The following is a 25546-nucleotide window of genomic DNA, read 5'->3' as shown; positions in this document are numbered from 1 at the left end:
TAGCAGACAAGGATCGACAGCAGGGGCGGCACGGTGTCCGGTTCGCGAGAGAAACGAAGCTACGAGCAGCAATGCGGGCTCGCGATCGCGCTCGACGTGATCGGTGAGCGATGGACACTGCTGGTCGTTCGTGAACTTCTGGTCCGCCCGCGGCGCTATCGTGAACTGCTCGACGCGCTGCCCGGCATCGGCACCAACCTCCTGGCCGAGCGGCTCCGCGGTCTCGAGGAGGCCGGCCTGGTCACGCGTCTCGACCCGGACCGGCGCACCGCCGGCTACGCCCTGACCGAGCGGGGCGCCGCGTTGCGCGGCGCGGTCGTCTCGATGGCCCGGTTCGGCCTCGACCTGGCCGGGCAGCAGCCGGGCCCGTCCCACCCGGTGGCCCGGGCGTCCTGGGCGGTGCTGGCCATCGAGGCGATGACCATCGGGGCCCGCACCGAGGGCATCGACGAGACCTACGAGTTCACGGTCGACGACGAGGTCTTCTCGGTGGTCGTCGCCGGAGACAGCGTCCGGGTGCAGCCGGGAGCGGCGAGCGATCCGGTTCTGACGGTACGGACCGACGCGGCCACCTTCATGGACATCGGCACCGGCCACCTCGACCCGGTCGAGGCGTTGCTGGGCGGCCGGGTCACCACGACCGGTCCGGTCGCCGCGGTGACCCGTTGCCTGCGCACCCTGGGACTGACGGCGGCCCGCCCCGACGGCCGGTCCGCTCCCGCCCGCGCCGTTGCCCCGGAGTACCAGGGCGTGGGCCCGGACAGACGGTCATGACGCGCTCCGGTCCAGGTGGCGCTGTCCGGCCGGCGGCCGGAGGTGGAAGCCGATCTCGCCGTGCAGGCCGTGCCGGTCGCTGATCCGCATGAGCAGGACCGCCAGCGCCTCGATCTCGCGGCTCGCGGCGATACCGCCCGCGTCGACCGGGTCGAGCCCCAGATCCCGGACGAGCTCGCCTACCCGCGCCTTGGCCGCGGCGTCGTCGCCGGCCATCGGCACGGACACGGGCAGCGCGGCGGCCTCCCGCACCTGCAGCATGCGGGCCGAGACGGTGTTGAGGGCCTTGACGACCCGCCACCCCGGCGCCGTGGCCGCCAGTTGCTCACCCCCGGACGCACCGGGCGTGACCGGCCCGGCCGCCCGCCCGGCCGGGTTGGTCACATCGACGAGGATCCGGCCGTCGGCGCACCCGGCCAGCGGCCCTCGGGCCAGGTCGAGGGCGGCGCCGAACGGCACCGCCAGCAGCACGACCGGCGTCCGCCGCAGGGATGCCACGTCCGGCCGGCGCGGGTCGACCAGCCGCGCCGCCGCTCCCGTCCGGAGCAGGGCAGTGTGCAGGGCCAGGGCCATGCGTCCGCCACCGAGGATGGCCGCGCTCACGAGCGTGACCCGCCGGCGGCCGCGGCATAGAGGTCGAGCGCGCGGCGGAGCTGCTCCGGGATCGGAGCCGGTTCCAGTTCGGCCGCGGACCGCCGCATGCAGGCCACCGTCTGCCGGCCGCGAGCCAGCAACTCGGCCGGGCCGGGATCGGTGCGCAGGTAGTCGAAGGACATGGCGATCCGGTGGCCGTCGATCCGCTCGAGCGACATCCGCAGCTCGATCCGGTCCAGCGCGTGCGCCTCGGCGAAGAAGTCGGCCGCGCAGTCGACGGTGACCAGCGCCAGGTCGCCGGCCAGGGCCACGACCGCGGCTGGGGCGTGGTCGGCCAGGAAATACTCGCGGCAGTGGCCCTGCCAGTGCAGGAAATGGGCGAAGTAGACGTTGCCGACGAGGTTCGTCTCGTCGAACGTGACGCGGTGCCGGTACACGTAGTGCTCAGGCATCGAGATCACCTGTTCCGACGGCGACCGCGACCGGTCCCTCGAGCGTGTCCACCACCGTGCTGCACAACGTGGAGGCGCCGCTGCGCAGCAGCACCCAGCCATCCGGTCCACGAGCCTCGACGACGAGCGGTGCGGTGCCGGGCCACCCCTGCTTGGACAGGACCTCCCGGCAGGTCCACGCGCGGGTCGCCGACCGGGCCTCGTCCTCTGCGGTCAGCCTGGCGAGCGCGGCAGCCACCGCGGCCGTCGCCGGCGGCAACGCGGGCGGCTGGCCGGCGGATTCCCAGTCGACCGCCGTGCCCGGAGCTCCGGTGGCGACCAGCAGCCGTCCCGACAGGTGACTCGCGCTGACTCCGCCGCCCGGGCTGACCAGACGGCCGTCCGCGGCGCGGGTCACCGGACGGCCGCCGAGCCAGGTCGCGACCTCGACCGCCCGCTGACGGTCCGACCGTGCACCGGCCGCCACCGCCAGATTCAGGGACGTCCCCGGGTGCCAGCGGCGCAGCGACCGGGTCAGGTGCGCCCCGATCGCCCCGATCGGCAGCCGGCCGTACGGCAGCGGCCCGACCGCCCGGAGCGCGAGGCCGTGCCATTCCTCGACCGGCGCCCCGTCGTCGTCGCGGACCACTAGATCGAACACGAAGTCGTCGCCGTCCTCGGTCCGCTGCCGGGCGTCGACGGAGAGCAGCCCGGCGGGCCGCCGGTGCACGACCAGGCGGCGTACGCCCACCGGTAGCACGCGCCGATCCGGGACACACGCCTGCAGCAGGTGCAGGACGGCGTCCCGGGCGGCCGGATCCCCGAGCTCGAGGCGCTGCGGCTGGAAGCCACCGAACCAGCGGCCGTCCCGCGCCACGACCCGGGCCGAGCACCGGTACGGGCTCAGCGCGGCATAACCCTCGACCCGGCGGAACCGCTCGCCGTGGAAGAACAGCGGTCCGTACAGGGGCAGGCCCTGCAGCAGCGGCCCACCGGGTGTGGCCCCGGTTGCGGCGGGCACGGTGGACGGCGGTCCATCGAGCCGGGCGGAGAAGTGATCCACGGCGAAGCTGCTCTCGTCGCTGCGGACCACCACGTCGACACCGTTCTCGCCGGCCAGCGCCGCGGTGCGGACAACCCGGTCCGCGCGCTCCGGCACGGTGATCGGCGTGACCAGCCGGACATCGTCGAAGACGCCGGGGACGGTGGTCGCGCCGAGCGCGGCGGCGGCCTGTGCCATGGCCTCGAGCCCCAGGACGGCGGGCAGTACCGGCAGGCCGTCGAGCCGATGGTCGTCCAGATAGGGATCGGCGCCGAGCGAGACGGTGGCGTCCGCGACGATCTCGATGCCCGGGAAGGTGACCGAACGCGTCTCCAGGAAGCGTCGCGGCTCCACGTCGGCCGCGGGCCGCCGCAGGGTCGGGGTGTCCGGGAGCCGGCCGCACACCAGCACCGTCGGCGGCAGCTCCGGGGTGGCCAGCAGGCGCATGAGCATGTCGGCACCGGCGTCCACCGGGATGAGGCCGAGTCCCTTCCGGGCGAGCGTGTCGAGCACCCCGAGGCGGGCGCCCATGCCCACTCCGGCCCACGCGGACCATTCGATGTTGAGCCAGCGGGTGGCGGGTGCCGTGGCGGCGAGTTCGGCGCACCGACGGGCCAGCCACTCGTTGGCGATCGCGTAGTCCGCCTCGCCCGGCAGCCCGATCGTGCCGATGATCGACCCGAACGTCACCGCGCAGCGCAACTCCGAGCGGTCCAGCGCGTCGAGCAGGTTCTCCCACCCGTCGGTCTTGGCGGCCAGGGTGCGTCGGATCCGGTCGGCGGTCAGGTCCCGCAGGGCGCCCGGCTCGTTGGTCCCGGCCGCGTGCAGCAGCATGCGGATCGGTCCGGCCTCGGACCGTACCTCCGCGAGAGTGTCCGCGACGGCGTCCCGATCGGTCACGTCGACCTGACGATAGATCGCCTTCGGGATGCGGTTGAGCGTCGAGCGCACGTCGGCATCGTCGGCCGGGCTGCGTCCGAGCAGCACCATGGTCGCGCCGGTCGCCTCGGCCAGGGCGACCGCGCACTCGGCGCCGATGCCCTTGGCGCCACCGGTGACCAGGCACACGTGATCCGTGGCGAGCATCCGGACGGTGTCTTCGTGCGCCGCAGCCACCAGCGGCCGGACGACCGGCTCGGTGCGGCCGCCACCGGCGTCGAAGATCACCTCGGCGTACCCGTCCCAGTGCCGGTGGGCTTCCGCCGCGGCCAGGTCGATCCCGGCGGCGCCGGCGGGCACGTCGACGACGAGAACGGGGATCTCGGGACGTTCCGCCACGAGACTGCGGCCGACCGCGGCGCCGATCCCGCGGCTGTGCACCACGACCAGCGGCCGTCCGTCGGCGTCGCACGACCGCAGAGCCTCGGCTACGATCTCGGCCGGCACCGGGTCCAACCCGGGTGGCAGGGCCAGGAGGCGGGCCGGAGCCGCGCCGGGCACGGGCCGGAAGGCCGCGCGCAGCCGGTCGGCGTGCGGGTGGGTGACCGCTTCCCCGACGATCGTCCAAGCGCGCTCCAGCCGATCCGGGCGGTCGTGCGGTCGCGCCTCGAGATGGTGGCCGAAGACCCGGACCCAGGAGGCGACCCCGGCCGGCGGCCCCGGCTCGTCCGCGCCGGCCGGCGGCAGCCCGCCGATCACGCCGGCGAAGTCGGCGACGGTCGCGGTGGCCAGGCTCAGTGGCTCCCTCGGCACGGCGCGGCCGAGCGCGCCGGCGACCTGGTTCGCGAGCTGTCCGACGCGTAGCGAGGTCAGGTGCAGGTCGGCGAGCAGTCGCGACCCGGGCGTGACGGCGGCCCGGTCGAGCCCCACGACGTCGGCGACCAGGCCGATGGTCGCCTCCAGCGGGTCGGCACTGGTCACGGTGGGAACAGTGGGCGCGGCCCGGTCCCCCGCGCCGTCGAGGGCGGTCGCGGCCGGCTCGGACACGTCGGTCTCGCAGGGGTTGGCGAGGAACCGGCGCGGCGCCGCCGGGTCGAATGAGCGGGTCGCCCGCCGGCCGAAATAGGCCTGCACGTCGTCGCAGGCACCGGCGGCGAACAGCGCGGCGGTGGCGGTCGCGACGCCCACCGCCGATTCCGCGCCGACATCCAGGCTCACCGCGGGACGACCGGCGAGGCGGCTCAGGATGCTGCCCGGCCCGACTTCGATCAGCAGGTCGCCCGGCAACCGCTGGAGTGCCTCGCGGAAGCGCACCGGCTCGGTCAGCTGGCGTACGAGCACGTCGACCGGCTCCGATCCGTTCCACCAGTCGCCGGTAACGGTGGAGACCAGCGGCCGTTGCGGGCGCCGCCAGGTCACCCGCCGGGCCGCCGCCCGCAGGGGTTCGCGGGCCGGCGCCATCACAGGCGAGTGGAAACCGGCCGAGACGGGCAGCCGGTGGCCGGCGATTCCGTGCGTCCGGGCCGCGGCGAGCACGGCATCCACCTGCTCCCGATAGCCGGAGACGACCACCTGGTCCGGCGCGTTGTCGGCGGCGACCACCGCCCCGGTGCCGGCGATCAGCCCGGTGGCCGTGTCGAAGCCGGCGCCGAGGCCGGCCATGGCCGACGGCGCTTGGCCGGCCGACGCCATGGCGCGCGCACGGTCCTTCACCAACGTGTAGGCATCTTCCTCGGTGAGCGCGCCGGCCCAGACCAGCGCGGCCAGTTCGCCCAGGCTGTGCCCGGTCGCGGCGGTGGCGTGCACCCCGAGCGCGTCGAGCCACCGCAGCCCGGCCAGGCTCGCCCGCAGGATCGCGGGCTGGGCGACGGCCGTGTCCGGCGGGTCGCCGGCCGAGTCGGGCAGCCGGTCCGCGTAGGCACCGGGCAGCTCACCCAGGAGCGGCGCCAAGGCGCCGCCGCCGGCTCGGACCGGGGCGGCCTGTCCCGACAGGAGCAGGCTGATCCGCAAGGCCGGCCCGGAGCACAGGAACAGGCGCCGGTCCGGATCGAGGATGTTCCGGTCGCCGGCGTCGATGCGCCGCCGCGCCTCCTCGAGCACCGATGTGAGCTCCTCGGCCGAACGGACCGCGACCGCGAAACGGAACGGCAAGCCGCTGTGCGTACGGGCCGCCTGCGCCGCGGCGAGATCGGTGAGCTCGGCGCCGGACAGCGTCGCCGCCGCCGTCCGCAGCACGGCCAGTTCCTGGTCCAGCTCGTCGAGGTTCGGCGCGGCGCACACCACCACCTCGTAGTCCGGATGCCTGGTGGTCAGCTGCTGTTCCAGCCGGCTGAGGGCGCGCCGGGTCGTCGGCGTGGCCCCGGCCAGCACCACATGCGCATTGATGCCCCCGAAGCCCATGGCGTTGACGGCCGCGTACCGGTCGTCGGTGCGCCACGGCCGGGCGTCGTCGAGCAGTTCCACGGACGCCCCCGGGGCGGCCACCAGCGGGTGCGACCGGGCCACGCCGGTCGTCGGCGGTACGACCTGGCGATGCACGGCGAGCGCGACCTTGATCAGTCCGGCGACCCCGGCCGCGGCCTTGGTGTGGCCGATGTTCGCCTTGATCGTGCCGAGCGCGGCCCGCGTCGGGGTGTCCCCCCGGACGTCCAGCAGCGTGCGCAGCTCGGTGGCGTCGCCGACCGCCGTCCCGGTCCCGTGTCCCTCGATCAGTTCCACCTGTCCCGGATCGATCCCGGCCCGCCGGTAGGCCCGGGCCAGCGCCAGCCGCTGACCGGAGGCCTCGGGCCGGGTCAGCCCGCCACTGCCGTCGGAGGAGGTCGCCCAGCCCGCGAGCCGGGCGTAGACCCGCAGGCCGTGCGCCGCGGCGAACGACGAGCGGCACAGCACGACGATCCCGCACCCTTCGCCGGGGAGGAAGCCGGTCGGGTCCGCGTCGTAGACGCGCATCTCACCGCGGGCCAGCGCACCCACCCGGGAGAAGCCCACCAGTTCGAGGGGATCCAGGCTCAGGTCGACGCCCCCGGCCAGGGCGACGTCGAGCTGGCCGGACACGATCGCGTCGGCGGCGGTGGCCACGGCCACCAGCGACGAAGCGCAGGCCGCGTCGACGGTGTAGCCGGTCCCGTGGAAGTCGAAGTAGTTGCACACCCGGCCGGCGATGGTGTTGGCGAGGGCCCCGGCCAGCGACTCGTCTGTAGGCACCGCGAAGGGGCTCTTCACCCGCTGCTCGAGGTCGTCGAGGACGGCCGACCGGTCGGCCGTGGCCACGTCCGCCGCGTCCAGCGCCGCGGCGACCATCCGCCGGATGTAGGGCCATCGCATGCGGACCGTCGAGGCCCGGGAGAACTCGCCGGTCAGCGAGTTGCCGAGCACCACCCCGACCCGGTCCCGGTCGGTGCCCTCACCGTGGGGCAGCCCCGCGTCCCGCAGTGCGGCCGCGCTCACCTCCAGCGCCAGCCAGTGCGCCGGATCGGCCGCCCGGAACGACTCGCGGGAGATCCGGAAGGCGGCCCGGTCGAACTGCCACCCCTCCAGCACTGCGGCCCGGGTCAGGTAGGTCTGGTCGACGCCCTCGCCACCGTAGTCGTGCAGCGGCAGGCGCCGGGGCGGGAGCGGCCGGAAGGACCGGCGGCGGCTGAGCACGCTGCGCCACAGCTGCCCGGGGTCGTCGGCGTCCGGGAAGCGACAGGCCAGACCGACGATCACGATGCCGTCGACGGGGTTGCCGGTCGTCGTCGCGCTCATCGGATCGAAGCTCCGGAGCCGGCACCGGCCGTCGCGACCGCCGGGTCGCCGGTGGCGGCGTCCGATGGCGGCACCCGGCCGGTATCCGCGCCCGGCCGACCGGCCCGCACGGCGAGCCAGGTCAGCGCGGCGAGCCGGGCCAGGCAGACGATGACGAGCGCGAAGAACAGGCCGAAGGTGATGTGCGAGATCACCAGGGCGCCGTAGACGAGCGCGGTGGCCAGTCCGAAGAACACCTGCCGGCGCGGGATCATCGGGCTCGTGCCGGGGTCCGTGATCATGTAGTTGGTGAAGAGGACGAACGCGACGCCGGTCATCGGCAGCAGCGCCGAGACGAGCGAGTGGTCCAGCACCACCGTACGGATCAGGGCCTGCAGGACGAAGCCGCCCAGCCAGCCCAGGATGAGCGGCAGCCGGCCGGTCAGCTTGGCGTTGAGCATCGCGCCCGAGACACCGACGGCCAGCGGGATGATCCAGTCGAGCACGCCCGAGACGTTCTCGGTGAACTCATAGGGCGGAGCGATGCCGACCCAGCTGAAGCAGACGAGCGTCACGCTGATGCCGAAGTTGCTCGGGTTGAGCACGTGCCGCAACCGACCGGCGACCGGCACCTGGATCAAATACTTGCTGGCCACCGCCACGGTCACGGCGAACGCGGTGGGCCAGAGCGATTCGTTGCCGTAGAGCAGCATCGAGCAGGCGAGCCCGGCGATGTGCGCGGGCAGCAGGAAGTTCACGAACTCGGCCGGTGATCCGAGGTACCGCGGCCGCCGCCCGGCGATCCGCGCGTCGACGGTCTCGAGCAGCAGCTCAGCGACGTATCCGGTGAGGACTCCGACGATCGGGGTGAGGTAGGCCTGCTCGAATCCCAGGAAGAGATGGCCGAGCACGTTGAACGCGGTGATGGACAGCGCGAAGCGGCGCAGGGCCTTGACGCGCTTGTCGACGGCGGGTGGAGACACGGCGACCTGCGACATGATCTGCTCCTCGTCTAGCGGGTGCCGACCGGCCGGTCGGTCAGGGTCAGGTCGTGCCAGCCGGCCCGCAGGGTCGTGGTGGTGGTGTGCAGGCCGCCGATGTCACGCCACCGGACGGTGACCGGAAACGGTCCCGGCCCCGATCCGGCCAGGCCGAACAGCAAGTCCGGCGCATTGACGCCGGTGTGCCCGTTGGCCGGGTAGAGCTGCTGGGTCGCGGTCGTGCCGTCGGGCCGGGTGACCGTGGCGGTGGCGCCGATCGCCGGCCTTGGGACGGCGCCGGCCGTGGCGGCCGGCAGGTGCAGGCTCAGCCCGAGGAATTCCCGGGCCGGTCCGTCGTTGTGCGCGAACGTGGACCGGGCCCACTGATTGGCGACCGCCATGTCGAGCCGGCCGTCGTGGTCCACATCGCCGATCGCGATGCCGCGGCTCACGCCGGGGTTGGCCAGCCCGAGATCGGCCGCGACGTCGGTGAACCGGCCGCTGGCGTCGTCGCGGACGAAGAACGGATTGCGCTGGTGCCCGGCGATGTCGGCGCCCTCGCGGAACACCGGCCAGGCCCAGGCGTGGCGCAGGAACGCGTCGTTGGTCATGGCGAGCTCCTGCAACTCGGCCCAGCGGTTGGCCGTGCCCTTGAGGAAGCCCAGAGCCTGCACCAGTTCGTCGCGCCCGTCGCCGTCGAAGTCGGCCGCCTTGATGTCCCATCCCCATCCGGTCCGGGCCAGCCCCAGTGCCTGGCTCTCGTCCCGGTACGGCGCGGTCCGCCGGCCGAGTGGGTGGTCGTCGGTGCTGACGAAGGCGAAGTTGCTCTCCTCCAGTGCGTACTCCGTGGTGATGTTGCTGACGACCAGGTCGGCCCGGTCGTCGGCGTTGAGGTCGGTGAACGCGACGCCCATCCCCTTGAACGAGTCGTCGCCGAGCACCTTGGACTTGGGGGCGAGCGCGTCGCGCGAGCCCCGGAGCTCGGTGAACTGGATGCGTCCGGGCTTCGACCGGTTGTGCAGCAGGTAGTCGGGCCCGAAGTCGTTGGCGACGTAGAGCTCGGGCCGGCCGTCGCCGTCGAGGTCCTGCGCTCCGGTCGCCAGCGTCCACCGGCGACTCTGCTCGTCGGTCAGCGCGCCGGACTGGTCCTCGTACGAGGGTCGGGTCAGGCCGTCCCGGGTCGTGAGCGTCTGCAGGCGCAGGATCCGGTTGCGGCCCGCGTTGCGGGCGGCCGACATCGAGTCCTGCATCTGCATCAGCGGGTCGTCGGTGGCGGTGGCGTCGAGCACGCGCGCCCCGTCCGGGAAGTAGTTGCCCACGAAGATGTCGAGGTGCCCGTCGCCGTCGAGGTCGACCACGTTCGCCGTCGCGGAGTTCCAGATCCGGCCCGGCTCGTCGACCACGTCGACCGGCTGGAAGGAATCGGCGTTCAGGCCCGGTCCGGACCGGTGCAGGTAGGCGATCGGTGCCCGGCCCCAGAAATAGACCAGGATGTCGAGCCGGCCGTCCTCGTTGAGATCGGCCGGCAGGCACCCCATCGGCGCCGTCGTGCGGGCGTCGTAGGCCAGGCCGGCCGGGCGCAGGGCGAAGCCGGGGAACCGGTCCGCCGCCTCGGGAGTCGGCGCGACGGTCACCGAGTCGTCGCGCGGGTCGACCAGGCACCGTTCGTTGGGCAGTCCGTCGCCGTCGAGGTCGGCCAGCGCGACAGCCGCACCGACGGCGGAGATCCAGGATTCGATGTCGCGCAACGCCGGTTGGACGACGCGCAGGTCGCGCGCGCCGGTGGGGTCGCCGTTGAGAGCGACGGTCGAGAAGGCGAACCGACCGGCCAGGTCGGCGCGACGGTCGTCGCCGGTGGAGGGCAGCCGGGTGGCGAGGCCCACGCCGGCGCAGAGCGCCAGGGCGATCAGCCGGACGAGCAGGGCGGGTGGTCGGTTCACGGGACAGTCCTTCCGGGAGAACGCGACATCAGCCGGCGAAGGCGGCCTGGCGCTGGATGCGGCGCCGCCAGGTCTGGAAGTCCCCGGGCCCGGCGGAGTGCCGGTCCAGGCCGGATCGGGCGGCCCAGGTCCAATCGGCCGCCTCGTCGACCCCGGCGCCGGTCAGGGCCCGGACAGCGCCGGGCAGATGAGCGGGCAGGTGACCGCCGCGGCGGTGCGCCTCGGCGGCGAACGCCGCGCCCTGGGCGAGCGCCGGGCGGTCCGGGCCGGCGGCCTCCACCAGCTGCGGATACACCGTCGCGTCGACCGCGCCGGCGTACACGGCGGCCAGCCCCACGCCGCTCCAGACGTCCGTCCGGTGCTCCGCCGGGAGACGCCCGATCCGCTCGGCGATCGGGCCGGGCCGGCCGCAGTCGCGGAACCAGAGGCTGCGGCCGAGGCCCTGATATCTGATCGCGCAGATGTCCCCGCACCGGCCACGATGGGCCGACCACCGCGCGAGCGCCACCGGACCGGCGAAGAAGGCCCGGCAGAAACCCCAGCCGTCGTAGGCCAGCCACCGGGTCAGCCCCGCGTCGGGCACCGGCTGGGGCAACGGGGTCCGGAGCTTCGCCATCGTCCACCCGACGCCGACGTGCAACAGATATTCATAGTTCTCGGCGTAGGCCACGAACAGCCGGCCGAGCCGGCCCGGGCCGGTGCGGACCCGCAGACGATCCAGCATCCCGGCCGCCATCGCGGCGCCCTCGGCGGCGAAGCCGCGCCGGTCGGGCTCGATGCCGGACAGGTCGGGCGGCTCCGCGACGGAGGTCGCCAGCTCCCGGTTGAATCCGTCGACAAAGGCCAGCGCAGAGCCCTCCAGCCCGGCCCGGGCAGCGGCCGGCTCGGTGCGGAACCCGCGCCGGGCGAAGTCGACCTGAGCCGGCCGGAGCCGGAGCAGGTCGCTCGGTCGTGGTCGAGCCATCGGTCCTCCCGGAGTCGGGGACAACGTCCGGGAGCCAGCCTGGCGGTTCGGTCTTGCAGAACTCTTTAAAAACGTATAGCGGGAATCAAGCGCTGAGTGATCGCGCCCGGACCGGTTCCCGCTCCGACACAAAAGTGCGGATCGGCTCGAGGATGCGGTACCGGAAGTCGCCGTCGCCGCGTTCCACATAGACCAGCGAACGATCGGTGAGCGAGGCCAGCAGCGCGGACAGCTGACTCCCGGCCGCGGGATGGTCGCGCCGCCAGGCCCGCACGGCGGCTCGCGGGGTGAAGACCGGTCCCAGTTGGGCCACGGTGGACAGGCACCGTTGCTCGAGCGAGTCGAGCTGGTCGTAGCTCCAGCGGATGGCGTCGTACAGCGAGCTGGCCCCCGGCCGGGTGCCCCGCCACGGAGCGCCGAAGCGCAACTCGCCCTCCGCCACCAACTCGGCGACCCGGTCCAGATCGGTGGTCCGCAGGCTGGCGGCCGCCGACTCCAGACCGAGCGGCAGCCCGTCGAGCCGGTGGCAGATCACCGCCGTGGCCCGGGCGGTGTCGCCGTTCAGCTCGAATCCGGCCCACGCCTGCCGGGCCCGGTGCACGAACAGTTCGACCGCGGGGACGCGCGCGAGCCGAGCCGGCTCGGAGGCATCGCCCGGGTCCGGTGCGGGCAACGGCAGCACGGGCAGCACCGACTCGTACGGGAGCCGCAGCACCTCGCGGGAGGTGACGACGACCACCACCGACGGGCAGAAGCGCAGAATCTCGTCGGTCACCCGGGCGCATTCCTCGGTCACCCGGTCGGCGTTGTCGAACAGCAGCAGCATCGTCCGCCCGGCCAGCGCGCCGAGCATCGCCCTCCAGTCGCCACCGCTGGGCGCGAACCCGCTCAGCACGTCGACGAGCCGCTGACGGATGTCCGACTCGGTCTCGGCGTCGTGAAGATCCACCACGCTCACGCCGCCGGCGGACACCGGCGGGTCGCCACGCAGGGCGGCCCGGGCGAGCGCCGATTTACCGCAGCCCGGCGCCCCGACCAGGGTCACCAGGCGCTGCCGGGAGACCGCGTGCCGGATCGCCGCGATCTCGCCGGTCCGCCCGACCGGTTCCTCGGCCGGCGGCCCGCTGCCGCGCCAGGTCAGGGGGTCCGCACGCGGCCGGGACACCGGGGCGGCGTCCGCCGGCGGCTCATCAGGCTCGGCCAGCAACCTCTGATACTCGTCGGCCAGCTCGTCCGAGGGGCTGACCCCGAGGTCCGTACGCAGCCAGGCGCGCAAGTCGGCGTACCAGTCCAGGGCGGCCGCACGCTGGCCGGTGCGGGCCAGGCAGCGCAGGTAGCAGGCCTGGATCGCCTCGTTGAGCGGTTCCCCGCGGGCGAGCCGCTCGGCCAGGGGCAGCATCATGACCGTACGGTCGTGCGCGAGCCCGATGCGCAGGAACTGCAGGGCCGTATCGACGTAACGCCGGCGCATGAACTGCACGGCCGGATCGTCCGGCACCAGGTTCGCGAGCTCCGACGTGCCGGCCTTCTCCCAGATCCCGACGGCGTCGCCGAGCAGGTCGAAGGCCCGTTCCCACTCCGCGCCGTCGAGCAGCCGCGCGGCCCGGTCGGCCAGCGCCAGGGCACTGTGGGCGTCGACGAGGGCCGGGTCGCCGCCGAGCTGATAGCCCCGCGGCGTGAGCCGGATGAGGTTGGTCCGGGTCCGGGCCGGCACGCCGGGCTCGAGCAACCGGCGCAGGCGGGAGATGTAGGTGTGGAGCAGTCCGGCCGCCTTGTCGGGCGGGCTGTCCGACCACACCCGGCTGGCGAGCTGGGCGACCGGGACGGGCTGGTTCAGATGGACGGCGAGCAGGGCGAAGATGGTGCGTTGTTTGGCTGGTCCGAGATCGATCTCGCGGCTCCCCCGCCAGGCGCGAATGGGTCCCAGGACGTCGACACGCAAAGGTTCCACGCTCATAGTTCCTCCCCCGACAAGTCCCCCGACAAGCCCAGTCCCCAATGAGCCATAGCGTGGCGAACTGGCCGATCATAGGACCGCTCCGTTATATCGGTAGTCATGAATTGACTTCGGAGCGTTGCCGTTGCACATGCCGACACAAGGGCCAAAACTCGCATCTTTCCGGTCTGGATCGCTTTGTCATGACGTTCAAGCCGCGTGCCAGTCGGATCTGCGACCGTGGCCCCAGATCGTCCTGTACTCGCGTTTCGTCATGCCGCACGGAGGTTCGCCATGGACGACGCACGTATCCGAACACCCCGGCTGGCCGGACGGGCCGCCGTGACCGCCGGCGCCTTGGCGGCCCTCGGCGCCCGTGCCGTGGCGCGCAAGTTGGCACACCGCTCCGCTTCGGCCGAGGGGACCGCTGCGGACCTGCACCGGCTCGGACCGGCCTACGTCAAGGTCGCTCAGTTGCTCGCCACCCGCCGTGATCAACTGCCGGAGTCGTGGTGCGAGCGGCTCGCGGTGCTCGAGGACCGCGTGCCGGCGCCGTCGGCCGCGTCGATCGCCGAGGTGCTGCGCCGCAGCTACGGGGCGCGGACCCCGTTCGCCCGGCTCGACCTCGAGCCGCTGGCCGCGGGCAGCATCGCCACCGTGCACCGGGCGACGCTGCCGGACGGGCGCGCCGTGGCGGTCAAGGTCCGGCGGGACGACGTACGCCGTACGCTCGCCCTCGATCTGGCCCTTCTCGGCGCTCTGGCGCGGACCGCGCAGCGTGTTCCAGGCCTGCGCCGGATCCCCGTGAGCGAGATGGTCGGACAGGTGGGTGCGGTCGTGGGCCGCCAGGCCGACTTCGCCGCCGAACGTGCGAACCTCGCGAAGCTGCGGCAGAACTTCGCGCCCGACAACGGCGTACGGGTCCCGGCGACCCTCGACGCTCTGTGCACTCCGGACGTCATCGTCATGGACCTGATGACCGGGCTCCGGCCGCTGCGCCGCGCGGACATCCCCGACGGCGATCGACGGGACCTCGTACGGCAGGTGCTGACGGCCACCTACCAGATGCTCTTCCTGGACGGCTTCGTGCACTGCGACCTGCACCACGGCAACATCTACGCCGGCCCGGACGGCACCCTGGTGATCCTCGACGGCGGCTTCATGATCGAGCTGCCCGATCAGGTCCGCCGGCTGTTCGCCGACTTCTTCGTCAACCTGGCCCTGGGCCGCGGCGAGCGGTGCGCCGAGATCGTGCTGGCGAGCGCGCGCCGGACCGACGGCTGCGACCGCGACGGCTTCACCCGCCGGCTCGCCGAACTGGTGCGGGAGACCAGTGGGGCCCGGGCCGCCCAGTTCAGCCTGGTCGCGTTCGCGGGCCGGTTGTTCGACCTGCAGCGCCGGCACCACGTCTTCGCCGCCCCCGAGTTCGTCTTCCCGCTGCTGGCGCTGCTGGTCATCGAGGGCATGGTCCGCGACCTCGACCCGGACGTGGACTTCCAGGCGCTTGCGATGCCGATCCTCGACCGCGCCGCGACCGGCCGGCTGCACGCTCGTGGCTGACCGGGACGCCGTCCTCGCCATCATGGGCTCGGGCGAGACCAGCCCGACCATGGTGACCATCCACCGGGCCGTGGCCGACCACCTCGACGGCCGCCGCTCGAGCGCGGTGCTGCTGGAGACGCCGTACGGATTTCAGTCGAACGTCGCCGACATCTCCGCCACTGCCTGCGGCTACTTCGCCCGCAGCGTCGGGCTCCCGGTCGTCACCGCGCCGGGGCTGCGCGGCGGGAAGCACGAGGACGCCGACCGCGGGCTCCTTCTGGTGCGCGGCGCGGACTGGCTCTTCTCGGGACCGGGCAGCCCCAGCTACGCCCTGCGGCACTGGCGCGACGCCGCCGTCGGACAAGCGCTGCACGACCGCCTCCGCACCCGCGCGGGCCTGACCGTCTTCGCCTCGGCCGCCGCCGCCACGCTGGGCCGGTTCACCGTGCCGGTGTACGAGATCTACAAGGTGGGCACGGATCCACACTGGTTGCCCGGCCTCGACGTGCTGTCCCACCTGGGTCTCGAGGTGGCGCTCGTGCCGCACTACGACAACAAGGAGGGCGGCACGCACGACACCCGCTACTGCTATCTGGGCGAGCAGCGTCTGCGCACGATGGAGGAACAGTTGCCGGACGACGTGGCGGTACTCGGTGTCGACGAGCACACCGCCGTCGTGCTCGACCTCGCCGACGAGAAGGCCACCGTTCGTGGCCGCGGGACGATGACGGTCCGTCATCACGCGACCAGCGTCACCTTCCCGGCCGGCACGGTGCTCTCCCTCTCCGATCTGCGCGACCTGTGCCGGCGCAAGCCGGTCCACGCCCGGACCGCCCCGCCGGTGGCAGCGGACCACACCGGCGAGACGACCGCGGCGACGCTCGAGCAGGTCTCCACGGAGTGCGAACGACTCTTCGAGACCGCGTACGCCGGCCATGACGCTGCCGCCATGGCCGGCGCGGCCCTCACCCTCGAGGCGACCATCCGGGAGTGGGCGGCCGACACCGAGGAGGACGTCGGCGTCGACCAGGCCCGTGCCGTGCTACGCACGATGATCGTCCGGCTCGGCGAGGCGGCGGTGACCGGCGTGGCCGATCCGGCGACGACGCACCGGCCACTCGTCGAACCACTGCTGGCCCTGCGAACCCGGCTCCGCGCGGCCGGCGACTACGCCACGGCGGACGCCCTGCGGGACGCCCTCGCCGCGGCGGACATTCAGATCTTCGACACCCCGGACGGAACCCGCTGGTCAGCGCCAACGAACGCCGCCCGGGCGGGCTGAGCGCCGGAAGGTGATGGCCAGCGGCGTCGCCAGGAAGACCGACGAGTACGTGCCGACCAGGATGCCGATCAGCAGGGCGATCGCGAAGTCGCCCAGCGACGACCGGGCCAGCACGGCCAGGGCGAGCAGGATGAACACCGCCCCGAGCCCGGTGTTGACGGTTCGCGGGACGGTCTGCAGGCAGGCCGTGTTCGCGACCGTGGCGAAAGGGGTGCGCCGCCGGCCCCGGACCAGTTCCCGGATGCGGTCGAAGACCACCACCGAGTCGTTGACCGAGTAGCCGACGACGGTCAGCAGGGCGGCCAGGAACACCCCGTCGACCGGTTTGCCGAGCCACGCGAACGCCCCGATCAGGATGACCACGTCGTGGGCCATGGCCAGCACCGCCGCCGCGCCCCAGCGCCACGGGAACCGCAACGACAGGTACGCCAGTTGGGCGGTCAGGGCGATGCCGAGCGCGAGCACCGCCTTGTTCCGTAGCTCGGCGCCGAGGCTGGGCCCGACGGTGTCGTCACGTTGCCGTTGCACCTCGCCGGCACCGTGGGCGGTCAGGGAGTCGCGGACGTGTTGCTCGGTGGTGTCGTCGAACGCTCCCGCCCGTACGGAAAACTTGCCCTCTCCGACCTCATTGACGACCGCGCGATCCAGGCCCGCCGTGGTCACCGCCTCCCGGGCCGCCTCGACGGTGAGCGGCTGGCTGGTGGTGTATTCGACCAGCCGCCCGCCGGTGAACTCGACGCCCAGGTCCACGCCGCGGACGGCCACACCGGCCAGGGCGAGCAGCACCGCCGCGGCCGAGACGCCCAGCCACCACCGGCGCCGGCCCATCAGATCGGGGTTACGGGTCTCGATGGTCCGGCGCACCCAGCCCTGGTGGGCCAGACCGCTCCAGCGTGGGCGGACCGCCAGCCACCGGCGCCGCATCAGGGCCTCGGCCGGGAGCCGGGTCAGCACCAGCGCGGTGAACATCGAGACCAGCACGCCGATGCCGAGGGTGATGCCGAAGCCGCGTACGGGTCCGGAGGCCAGCAGGATCAGCAGCCCGGCGGCGACCAGGGTGGTGATGTTGGAGTCGGCGATCGCCGACCAGGCCCGGCGGAAGCCGTCGCGGATGGCGGTACGCAGGGACGGTTTGGCGGCGTACTCCTCCCGGGCCCGTTCGAAGACCAGCACGTTGGCGTCGACCGCCATCCCGATGGCCAGCACGAACCCGGCCAGCCCGGGCAGGGTCAGGGTGGAACCGATCGCCAGCAGGGCCGCGTAGGAGATCAGCCCGTACGCCACCAGCGCGGCCGCCGCGAGCGCACCGGCCAGGCGATACACCGCCACGATGAACAGGATCGTGGCGAGCCCGCCGAGCAGCGCCGCCCAGGCCGCGTCGTCGATCGCCTGCTGCCCGAGGGTGGGCCCGACCACCTGCTGCTGGACGACGTCGACCGGCACCGGCAGCGCCCCGGCCCGGATCAGCAGGGCCAGGTCGCGGGCCTCGTCGGCCCCGAAGGAACCGGTGATCCGCATGGCCGGCCCGGCGAACCCGACGTCGCAGGCCGCCTCCGGGCTGACCTGCGGCGACGAGATCACCTTGTCGTCGAGCAGGATGGCGACCCGGCGGCCCGGGTCACCCGGCGGTGAGCAGGCCGCCTTCGCGGTCAGGCGTTGCCAGGCCTGGCCTCCGTCGCCGGTGAAGTCGACGGCGACCTGCCAGCCGCCCGGCGGTTCGGTGACGGCCTGCGCGCCGTCGATCTGCCGTCCGGAGAGGGCCACCGGTCCGAGCTGGACGGGACGGCCGGTCTCGTCGGTGAAGGCGGCTCCCCCGCTCTGCACCGGCCGGAAGGACAGCTGGGCGGTGCGGCCGACGACCTCGGCCGCCTTCCGGGGGTCGGTGACCCCGGGCAGTTCCACGATGATCCGCCGTTCGCCGGACCGGACGAGCGTCGGTTCGCTGACGCCGAGCTGGTCGATCCTCCGGCGCAATACCTCCATGGTCTGGTCGGTGGTTCCGGCATCGGCCCGGGTCTGGTCGCCGTCCCGGGTCTGCAACACGATTTGAGTTCCGCCGCGCAGATCGAGCCCGAGCCGCGCCGGCCGGGTGGCGACGAGCCACCCGGACACGACGAGCACGACCAGGGCCAGAAATGCGCGCACGGCAGTAGCGCGCGACACGATGGGTTTCTCCTCAAGGGCAAAGGGTCAGGACAAGGCGTTTCCCGTACGCCGTCCTGGCGGTCCCCTGACCTGATGGAGCTCCCGGCCCGCCTGAACCCGATGCCCGTCGCCCTCGATCCGCCGGTGCCACCACGTGGTGACGGTGGTGCCGGCTCGCTCCCCCAGCCACGCCGACGCCGCAGGATCCGCGGTCGTGCGACCGTTTCCGCCCCGCTCGGCCACCTGCGGGTCCGGCGAGTGCCCGATCGTGGGCGGGGCCGCCACCACGGCGACCCGGAATGTCTGACCCGCACGCGGGGTCGCGGCGACCACCGCGCCGGCGAGGAACAACGCGACGACGACCGGCAGGCCCGCCCACCGACGCCATCGTGCCGCGCGCTCCGCCGACATGCAGTGCACGTTACGGCGGCCACGCCACTCGCACACGCCCGATGACCTACCAGACTGCTAGGTCTAGAGTCGGCGGTATGACGACCGTCGACTTCTACTTCGATCCCGCGTGCCCCTTCGCCTGGATCACCTCCCGCTGGATCCTCGAGGTTCAGGGACACCGCGACCTCGACCTGCGCTGGCACGTGATGAGCCTCTACGTGCTCAACGAGAACCGGGACATCTCCGAGGACTACCGCCGCGGCATCACCCGCAGCCTGGGGACGGTCCGCGTGGTGACCGCGGCCTGGCAGCAGCACGGCGACGCCGTCCTCGGCCCGCTGTACACCGCGCTCGGCACCCGCATCCACAACCAGCGGCGCCGCGACGACCTGGACGCGGTCATCGCCGAGTCGCTGGCCGAGGTGGGACTGCCGGCCGAACTGCAGGAGGCGGCGCAGACCGACCGCTGGGACGCCGCACTGCGCAAGAGCCACCACGAGGGCATGGACCCGGTCGGCCCCGACGTCGGCACGCCGACCATCCACATCGACGGGGTGGCCTTCTTCGGGCCGGTGCTGAGCAGCATCCCCCGGGGCGACACCGCCGTTCAGATCTTCGACGGCGCCGTCGCGCTCGCCGCCTACCCGGACTTCTTCGAGCTCAAGCGGACGCGTACGGGAGAACTGAATTTCGACTGACGCCGGCGGAGGACGGCCAGGATCGGACCGTCGACCAGCAGCAACGCCAGCGGCCAGTAGCCCGCTCCCGGGACGGCCAGCGCGATGACGAAGGCCAGCGTCAGGCACACCGCGTTGCCGATCAGCTGCTCGAACCCGCCGCGGTCGGTGGTCGCGGCCGGGTCGGTCCGGCGCAGGGCCAGGGCCAGCAGCGTGAGCGTGATGCTGCTGGCCAGCAGCACCCCGATGTAGAGCGCGATCACCACCCGCTCGGCGCCGTAGGCACCCACCATCTCGGCGGCGAACGGCAACGCCACCACGCAGAGCAGCCACAGCGAATTGAGCCGGACGACCCGGTTGTCGATCGTCTCGATCCCGTTGAACATCCGGTGGTGCACCGACCAGATGCGCCAGATGACGAAGAAGCTGAGCAGGAAACTGCCGATCGGCACCGAGTTCCCGGTGATCACCTCGGCCGGCCGCTCGTCACGCGCGACGGCCTCCGGCACCAGCTCGACCAGCGGCAGGATCAGCAGCGTCAGGGCGATCGCGGCGGCGGCATCACTGAAGAACGTCATCCGCTCGGCACCCAGGCGAGGATTCGACTCGGTCATTGCCACCCCTCTTGCTATACGGCGTATGTTTGACGAACCCGGTAAACATACGCCGTATAACAAGTTGGTTCGTACTAGAGTCGTCCGGTGTGACTGTCGGTGAGGGTGTGCCCGGGTCGGTGTGGCTGCGGCCCCCGCGTCCGCCCCGCGCCGTCCGCGGTCAGGCCTTCACCCAGGACGACCTGGCGGTCACCGCGGTCGCGCTGGCCGACGCCGACGGGCTGGAAGCACTGTCCATGCGCCGGGTCTCGGCCGAGCTGGGCATCACCGCCATGTCCCTCTACTGGTATGTCGACACCAAGGAACAACTGGTCGAGCTCATGGTCGACCGGGTCTTCACCGAGCAGCGCCTGACCACCGGCGCCGACTGGCGGTCCCGGCTGCGCTCGATCGGCCAGGACACGCTGCGGCTCCACCGGGCCCACCCGTGGTTCGTCCACGCGCTCGGCCGCCCCGGCACGCTGCCCGGCCCCGGGCAGCTGCGCCACTGGGACGATCATGTGCGGGCGCTCACCGACCCCGCGATCACCCCGCGACTGGCCGGCGAAGACGTCACCCTTGCGGTCGGCACGATCAAGAACTTCGTTTCCGGGTACGCGTTGAGTCCGTCACCCGGTGTGCTGACCCCCTACGTCGGGCACCCGGAGATCGACCGCTACCTCCGCGACACCGTCCTCAGCCAGTCCCTCGACCACCTGCGCTCCCTGGCCGGCCTGCGCAACCAGTTCACCGAGGACCGCTTCGACAGCGGCCTCGAACTCGTCCTCGACGGCCTCGAGACCCACCTCTTCGGTCGCTGAGCCGACCCGCCCGGTCACTCGGCCGAACGACGTCCGGATCCCGCTCCCCCGGCCCGCGCGGCCGGCCATCCGGCCCGCGCCCGGCATTCCGCGGACCGACGAGCAGGAAGTGGTCGCCCTGCTCGGAGCGGCCGGGACGGCGCTGGGCACCGAGCAGGACCGGAGCCTGTTCCTGGCCGCCCTCATGACCCGGTTGTACAGCGAGGAGCAGCTCCGAACACTGCGGAAAGCCGACCTGGATGTGCTCACCACCCAGCACCTCCGGTCGGCCGTCGCCGCCCTGCCGGCGGAACAGAACCCCGAGCTCCGCAAGATCTTCGGCATCGGCGGCGACACCCTCACCACCGGCGGGCGGTTGGACACGGGTGATCGGCTCACCTCTCCGAACGGCCGCTACACCCTGCAGATGCAGACCGACGGCAACCTCGTGGGCTACGAGGGAACCCGGCCGTTCTGGGCCACCGGCACGTGGGACCAGCCCGGCAACCATCTTGTCGCCGACCCGTACGGCCGGTTCAACCTCTTGACCGTACGAGGGACGGTGGCGTGGACCCGTTCGTCGGAAAGTGCCGGCGGCCTCCTCCGCCTGCAGGACGACCGCAACCTCGTCCTCTACCACTCCGGCACCCATCCGGCCGCGGCCTGGGCCAGTCACACGAACGTCTGAGCGCCGGCCCGGCCGCAATCCTGGATTCAGGCGTCGGTCTCGGAGTCGTCGAGAGGCCGGGCCGCGGAGGGACCGTCCTGGTCGCGCAGCGGGCCGATCAGCGAGGGCGGCCGCACCCGGGTGGTCGCCCGCGTTCCCTGCACGACCAGCACGTCACAGTTGGCGCTGCGCACCACCGCGGCCGGCACCGAACCGAGGATCTCGCCCTTGGCCGCGCCCAGCCCCCGGTTGCCGACCACGATCAGGTTGGCCGGGTTGTCGCCGGCCGTGTCGAGCAGCGCCTGCGCCGGATCGCCGGCCACCAGACGCGTCTCGATCCGGCGGACCCGGTCCGACGTGAGGTGCTTGACCGTCGCCTCCAGCGCCGCCTTCGCCGCCTCCTGACCGTAGAGTTCCTTGCGCACCCCGGTGCCGCGGGTCACCCCCAGTTCCAGACCCGGGTTGTACGCGGACACCACCACCACTTTCGCGTCGGCCTCGGCCGCGACGGCGTGGGCCCGGTCGACCGCGTACAGCGAGGACGGGGTGCCGTCCGAGCCGACGATCACCATGTCGTACACCTTGATCTCGCGCGGGCTGCCGAGCGGCATCAGCTCGGACTCCTCGTCCTCGGTCGGCGGGTTGATCCACAGCATGGCCATGGCCGCGACCAGGAGCAGCCCGCCGCAGAGCATGATGGCGTTGGCGCCGCTGCCGCCGAGCAGGTTCTCGTAGATCCAGCCGAAGCTGACGTTCTGGATCAGCATCGGCACGACGATCATCATGTTGACGATGCCCATGTAGACGCCGGAACGTTCCCGCGGCACCATGCTCGCCACCATGATGTACGGGATGCCCAGCATCGACGCCCACGCGATACCGAGGCCGATCATGGGCACCAGCAGCGCGTACTGGTTGTGCAGGTTCGCGAAGACCAGCAGCCCGATGCCGCCGCAGACCAGTGACGCCGACCCGACGCGTTTGGCACCGAACCGCTGCGCGATCGGGATCAGGGCGAGCGCCGCGAAGATGGTGACGAAGTTGTACATGCCGTTGACCGCGCCGACCCAGCCCGACGCCGCCTCGGACACCGGCTTGGCCGGATCGGTCGAGGCGAACGCCGGGATGGTCTCGGTCATGCTGACCGAGACGAACTGCCAGTAGACCGCCATCGCGAACCACTGGAACAGGAAGACCAGACCGATCTTGTGCATGCCGGTGGGCATGTCGTGCACCGCGTCGGTGATCTCTTTGACGAAGCCGGACAGCCCGCCCGGCTTGCTGCGCAGCACGCGCAGCTCCTCCGCGGTCGGCGGAATCTCCTTGGTGGACAGCACCGAGACCAGCACCGAGCCGATCGAGCAGACCGCGCCGATCCAGAAGCAGACATAGACCCAGTACGGGATGCCGTTGTCGGTCACCCCGTCGATCACGCTCTGGAACAGCAGCAGCGACAGGTTGGCGGTCACCGCGCCCAGGCCGACGAACATCGACTGGACCAGGAAGCCGCGGGCCAGCTGGTTCTTCGGCAGCCGGTCGGAGATGAAGGCCCGGTACGGCTCCATCGCGGTGTTGTTGCTGGCGTCGAGCAGCCACATGAACAGGAACGCGACCCACAGCGCGCCGACGAACGGGAACAGGAAGAGCATGATCGTGCAGCCGAGCGCCCCGAGCAGGAAGTACGGCTTGCGCCGGCCCCAGCGGTCGGTCCACGTCCGGTCGCTCATCGCGCCGATCAGTGGCTGGATCAGCAGGCCGGTCACCGGTCCGGCCAGGTTGAGCAGCGGAAGTTCCTCGGGCTTGGCGCCGATGAACGTGAAGATCGGGTTGACGGCCGACTGCTGCAACCCGAAGGAGAACTGGATCCCGAAGAACCCGAAGTTCATCAGGAGAACGCCGAGCTGACTCAATGGGGGCTTTCGCGCATCGTCGAGGTCACGTGGCGCTCCGGCGGTGCTCGCTTCGGTGACTGTCATAGCCGACTCCATCCCGCGAGGACGGAGCTGTGACATGCTTCACAGCTCCGTTTCGGACGGTACGCATCCGTTCACCGATCGGCAATAGTCTTGCTAAATCGATCTGATCAGGATCAACGTCAGGAGCACGATGGACTCCGTCGAGCTGCGTCCGAACCGCAGAACCGGCGCCGGCTACGGCGTCCTCACCGCGGTGGTGCTGCTTCTCGTCCTGGCCGGCGTCGTCGCCTACCTGGGCAGTGGCCGCCTCCTGATGGCCGTCGTCACCGCCGTCGTGGGCCTGTCGATCACCGGCTTCCTGACCGTGATCACCGCGGCCCTGCTCCTGCCCGCCCTGACCGCCGACCGCAGCGGGGTGCGCGGGCGTACGGCCCGCGGCGCGCGCCTCGCCGCCACCTGGGACGACATCACCCTCGACGTCGGCGAGCGCGCCGCACCCGGCACGCTGCGGATCACCCTCAACGGCGAGACCCTCACGCTCACCGGCCGGTCGTGGTCCGGATTCCGCGACTTCGTGACCCTGGTGGCGGGCACCCCGGCCGCCGCGAGCCGGCTCACCCCACCGGCGTTCGCCGAGGTGCGCCGGCTCACGAACTCCCCCTGAGCCCCGGGCGCTGGTCGCGGCCGCCGCCGAGGTCCGCGCCGGCTGATCGGGCCACGGCCGGGGCCGGGATCACCGAGAGGTCGAGCATGGCCGGGATCTCGGCCGCACCGGGCCCGCCCGCCCGCACCCAGGCGACGAGGTCGTCCTCGACGGCGTCGCTGAGCACCAGCCCGAACCAGACCGGCCGCGCGCCTTCCCGGCGGGCGGCCGGACTCGGGTGCACCACCATCACGTTCGCCTCGTCACACACGTCCAGGCACAGGCTGGTGCGCACCCGGTGGGCCGGCAGGGCGGCACGAAGCCGGTCCAGCTGGGCGTTGTGGTCGACCGACGGATGTTTCGCGGCGTTGCCGCAGCAGCAGTCACGGCACACGGTCACGGTGCAGCTTTCGGGGGTGGTCACCCCGCCACGGTAGTTACCGCCGATCCGGTGCTCCCGAGGTGCCGTCGTCCCGCCGGGCCCGGATGAGAGCATGACCGCCATGACCGCCGCCGAACACGCCGCCCGAGCCGTCGAACTGACGGCCGAAGCCGAGCGCCTCTACCAGATCTGCCTGGTCGACTATCAGACCAACATCAACGAGGACGACCACTCGGACGAGCCGTACGTGCCCGGCGCCGACCTCGCCATGCTCACCGCCACCACCCAACTGGCCCAGGTCCACGCCACGCTCGCCCTCCGAGCCGAGGTGACCACCACCGAGCGGTGATCGGTCACGGCAGCGTCGCCCGCTCGGCCCAGGCTTCGGCGGAGATCTGGGCGATCAGACGGCAGGCGTCCTCGTCCGGCAGCGGCGTCGTGGTGCACACCACGACGGTGTACGGCGGCGCGTCGCCGGGGAAGACCACGCCGGCGCCGTGGCGCACGCCGGTGACGCAGCCGTTCTTGGTGGCGATCCGGGTGCCCGCGGGCAGCCCGGCCGACAGGTCCTCGCGGTATTCCTGGGCGCAGAGCACGTCGAGCATCTCGGCGCACGCGGCCGGGCCGGCGATCGGGTGCCCACCGGAGGCCCCGAGAGCCAGCGCCGACATGAGCGCGGCCAGATCGCGGGCGGTGACCTGGTTGGTGATGCCGGCGGTCCGGGCGGCGGCGTCGTCGATGCCGCGGCCCACGATGCTGGCGGTTGCCCCGGCCGCCCGCCACACCTCGGCGACGGCGGGTAGCCCGACCTCGCCCAGCACCAGGTTCGTGGCGAGGTTGCTCGACCGTACGATCATGCGGCGGGCCAGCCACCGCAGCGGCACCGATTCGCCCAGCCGGTCCCAGACCGCGTCGTCGTTGTCGTCGGCCGGGCCGGCCAGCTCGAACTCCGGCGCGCCGGGCTGCGCCGAGGCGAACGTCGCGCGTACCGGCACCGGTTTGTCCAGATCGAGCCGATAGGCGGCGACCAGGGCGGCGACCTTCATGGTGCTGGCCGCATAGTGAACGGCATCAGGAAGCCGCACATACGCGGGACTGGCTCCGGGGCGGCCCACGACCGCCGAGACGATGCCTGGAACCTTCTCGAGGTCACTGCCGATCACAGCGGCCAGCGTACGTCGCGGACTGCGACCGAGATCACGCGAGCCGACGTTGTGTCGCACCCACGCCGTACCCTCCG

The 25546-nt window shown here is 72.5% G+C and carries 21 protein-coding genes; 8 read left to right on the top strand and 13 right to left on the bottom strand.

Annotation, left to right across the window (positions count from 1 at the left end; translation table 11 throughout):
- Positions 1 to 33: 33 nt before the first annotated feature.
- Positions 34 to 774: a winged helix-turn-helix transcriptional regulator gene (locus tag KOI35_RS27545; protein ID WP_215791518.1), complete on the top strand. Its 741-nt coding sequence runs from the start codon at positions 34 to 36 to the stop codon at positions 772 to 774.
- Here KOI35_RS27545 and KOI35_RS27540 read toward each other — a convergent pair.
- From KOI35_RS27540 to KOI35_RS27510, 7 genes are all read right to left on the bottom strand, one after another.
- Entirely contained in the window at positions 769 to 1377 is a 609-nt protein-coding gene (locus KOI35_RS27540; protein WP_215791517.1) for an NADPH-dependent F420 reductase, read from the bottom strand. The two genes, KOI35_RS27545 and KOI35_RS27540, sit on opposite strands and share 6 nt — an antisense overlap.
- Complete coding sequence (locus KOI35_RS27535) at positions 1374 to 1820, bottom strand: acyl-CoA thioesterase (RefSeq protein ID WP_215791516.1); 447 nt, start codon at positions 1818 to 1820, stop codon at positions 1374 to 1376. Before KOI35_RS27535 ends, KOI35_RS27540 begins: the two co-directional genes overlap by 4 nt.
- Entirely contained in the window at positions 1813 to 7467 is a 5655-nt protein-coding gene (locus KOI35_RS27530; RefSeq protein ID WP_215791515.1) for a type I polyketide synthase, read from the bottom strand. Before KOI35_RS27530 ends, KOI35_RS27535 begins: the two co-directional genes overlap by 8 nt.
- Complete coding sequence (locus KOI35_RS27525) at positions 7464 to 8444, bottom strand: enediyne biosynthesis protein UnbU (RefSeq protein ID WP_215791514.1); 981 nt, start codon at positions 8442 to 8444, stop codon at positions 7464 to 7466. Before KOI35_RS27525 ends, KOI35_RS27530 begins: the two co-directional genes overlap by 4 nt.
- A 14-nt stretch (positions 8445 to 8458) precedes the next feature.
- Positions 8459 to 10366, bottom strand: coding sequence for an FG-GAP repeat domain-containing protein (locus KOI35_RS27520; protein ID WP_215791513.1), 1908 nt, complete (start codon positions 10364 to 10366; stop codon positions 8459 to 8461).
- A 28-nt stretch (positions 10367 to 10394) separates the two neighbouring features.
- A complete protein-coding gene (locus KOI35_RS27515) occupies positions 10395 to 11330 on the bottom strand; it encodes a DUF1702 family protein (RefSeq protein WP_215791512.1) in 936 nt (311 codons plus the stop codon).
- An 85-nt stretch (positions 11331 to 11415) separates the two neighbouring features.
- Positions 11416 to 13287 (bottom strand): AfsR/SARP family transcriptional regulator, encoded by a 1872-nt coding sequence (locus KOI35_RS27510; RefSeq protein ID WP_215791511.1) that lies wholly within the window; start codon positions 13285 to 13287, stop codon positions 11416 to 11418.
- Positions 13288 to 13560: 273 nt separating this feature from the next.
- Between KOI35_RS27510 and KOI35_RS27505 the strand changes: the two genes are divergently transcribed.
- Both KOI35_RS27505 and KOI35_RS27500 read left to right on the top strand, forming a co-directional pair.
- A complete protein-coding gene (locus KOI35_RS27505) occupies positions 13561 to 14826 on the top strand; it encodes an ABC1 kinase family protein (RefSeq protein ID WP_215791510.1) in 1266 nt (421 codons plus the stop codon).
- Positions 14819 to 16090: a type 1 glutamine amidotransferase family protein gene (locus tag KOI35_RS27500; protein WP_215791509.1), complete on the top strand. Its 1272-nt coding sequence runs from the start codon at positions 14819 to 14821 to the stop codon at positions 16088 to 16090. The genes KOI35_RS27505 and KOI35_RS27500 overlap by 8 nt, the downstream gene beginning before the upstream one ends.
- On the opposite strand, the gene secD is transcribed toward KOI35_RS27500, so the two are convergent.
- Positions 16058 to 18235 (bottom strand): protein translocase subunit SecD, encoded by a 2178-nt coding sequence (gene secD / locus KOI35_RS27495; RefSeq protein ID WP_215791508.1) that lies wholly within the window; start codon positions 18233 to 18235, stop codon positions 16058 to 16060. The two genes, KOI35_RS27500 and secD, sit on opposite strands and share 33 nt — an antisense overlap.
- 45 nt (positions 18236 to 18280) lie before the next feature.
- Entirely contained in the window at positions 18281 to 18646 is a 366-nt protein-coding gene (locus KOI35_RS27490; protein WP_215791507.1) for a hypothetical protein, read from the bottom strand.
- A 77-nt stretch (positions 18647 to 18723) separates the two neighbouring features.
- On the opposite strand from KOI35_RS27490, the gene KOI35_RS27485 reads away from it, so the two are divergent.
- On the top strand, positions 18724 to 19326 hold the full coding sequence (locus KOI35_RS27485; protein ID WP_215791506.1) for a mycothiol-dependent nitroreductase Rv2466c family protein: 603 nt from the start codon (positions 18724 to 18726) through the stop codon (positions 19324 to 19326).
- Here the strand turns inward: KOI35_RS27485 and KOI35_RS27480 are convergent.
- Complete coding sequence (locus tag KOI35_RS27480; RefSeq protein WP_215791505.1) at positions 19269 to 19919, bottom strand: TMEM175 family protein; 651 nt, start codon at positions 19917 to 19919, stop codon at positions 19269 to 19271. The two genes, KOI35_RS27485 and KOI35_RS27480, sit on opposite strands and share 58 nt — an antisense overlap.
- Positions 19920 to 20008: 89 nt before the next feature.
- On the opposite strand from KOI35_RS27480, the gene KOI35_RS27475 reads away from it, so the two are divergent.
- On the top strand, positions 20009 to 20719 hold the full coding sequence (locus tag KOI35_RS27475; protein ID WP_215791504.1) for a TetR/AcrR family transcriptional regulator: 711 nt from the start codon (positions 20009 to 20011) through the stop codon (positions 20717 to 20719).
- Positions 20720 to 20828: 109 nt separating this feature from the next.
- Positions 20829 to 21386, top strand: a complete 558-nt coding sequence (locus KOI35_RS27470; RefSeq protein WP_215791503.1) for a hypothetical protein — start codon at positions 20829 to 20831, stop codon at positions 21384 to 21386.
- 26 nt (positions 21387 to 21412) lie between these two features.
- Here the strand turns inward: KOI35_RS27470 and KOI35_RS27465 are convergent, their stop codons facing one another.
- Positions 21413 to 23341: an MFS transporter gene (locus KOI35_RS27465; protein ID WP_215791502.1), complete on the bottom strand. Its 1929-nt coding sequence runs from the start codon at positions 23339 to 23341 to the stop codon at positions 21413 to 21415.
- 130 nt (positions 23342 to 23471) lie between these two features.
- On the opposite strand from KOI35_RS27465, the gene KOI35_RS27460 reads away from it, so the two are divergent.
- On the top strand, positions 23472 to 23945 hold the full coding sequence (locus KOI35_RS27460) for a hypothetical protein (RefSeq protein ID WP_215791501.1): 474 nt from the start codon (positions 23472 to 23474) through the stop codon (positions 23943 to 23945).
- On the opposite strand, the gene KOI35_RS27455 is transcribed toward KOI35_RS27460, so the two are convergent.
- Positions 23929 to 24324 carry a hypothetical protein gene (locus KOI35_RS27455; RefSeq protein ID WP_215791638.1) on the bottom strand — a complete coding sequence of 132 codons (396 nt, stop codon included), beginning with the start codon at positions 24322 to 24324 and terminating at the stop codon, positions 23929 to 23931. The genes KOI35_RS27460 and KOI35_RS27455 overlap by 17 nt on opposite strands.
- Positions 24325 to 24418: 94 nt before the next feature.
- Here KOI35_RS27455 and KOI35_RS27450 point away from each other — a divergent pair, with 94 nt between their 5' ends.
- A complete protein-coding gene (locus KOI35_RS27450; RefSeq protein ID WP_215791500.1) occupies positions 24419 to 24655 on the top strand; it encodes a hypothetical protein in 237 nt (78 codons plus the stop codon).
- Between the two features lie 4 nt (positions 24656 to 24659).
- Here KOI35_RS27450 and KOI35_RS27445 read toward each other — a convergent pair whose 3' ends face one another.
- Positions 24660 to 25478: a serine hydrolase gene (locus KOI35_RS27445; RefSeq protein ID WP_215791637.1), complete on the bottom strand. Its 819-nt coding sequence runs from the start codon at positions 25476 to 25478 to the stop codon at positions 24660 to 24662.
- Between the last annotated feature and the right edge of the window lie 68 nt (positions 25479 to 25546).

Origin of the sequence: Paractinoplanes bogorensis (genome assembly GCF_018829635.1) — a bacterium.
Classification (GTDB): domain Bacteria; phylum Actinomycetota; class Actinomycetes; order Mycobacteriales; family Micromonosporaceae; genus Actinoplanes; species Actinoplanes bogorensis.
The sequence above is the reverse complement of the archived record's forward strand: the minus strand, read 5'-3'. Positions and strand labels throughout refer to the sequence as shown.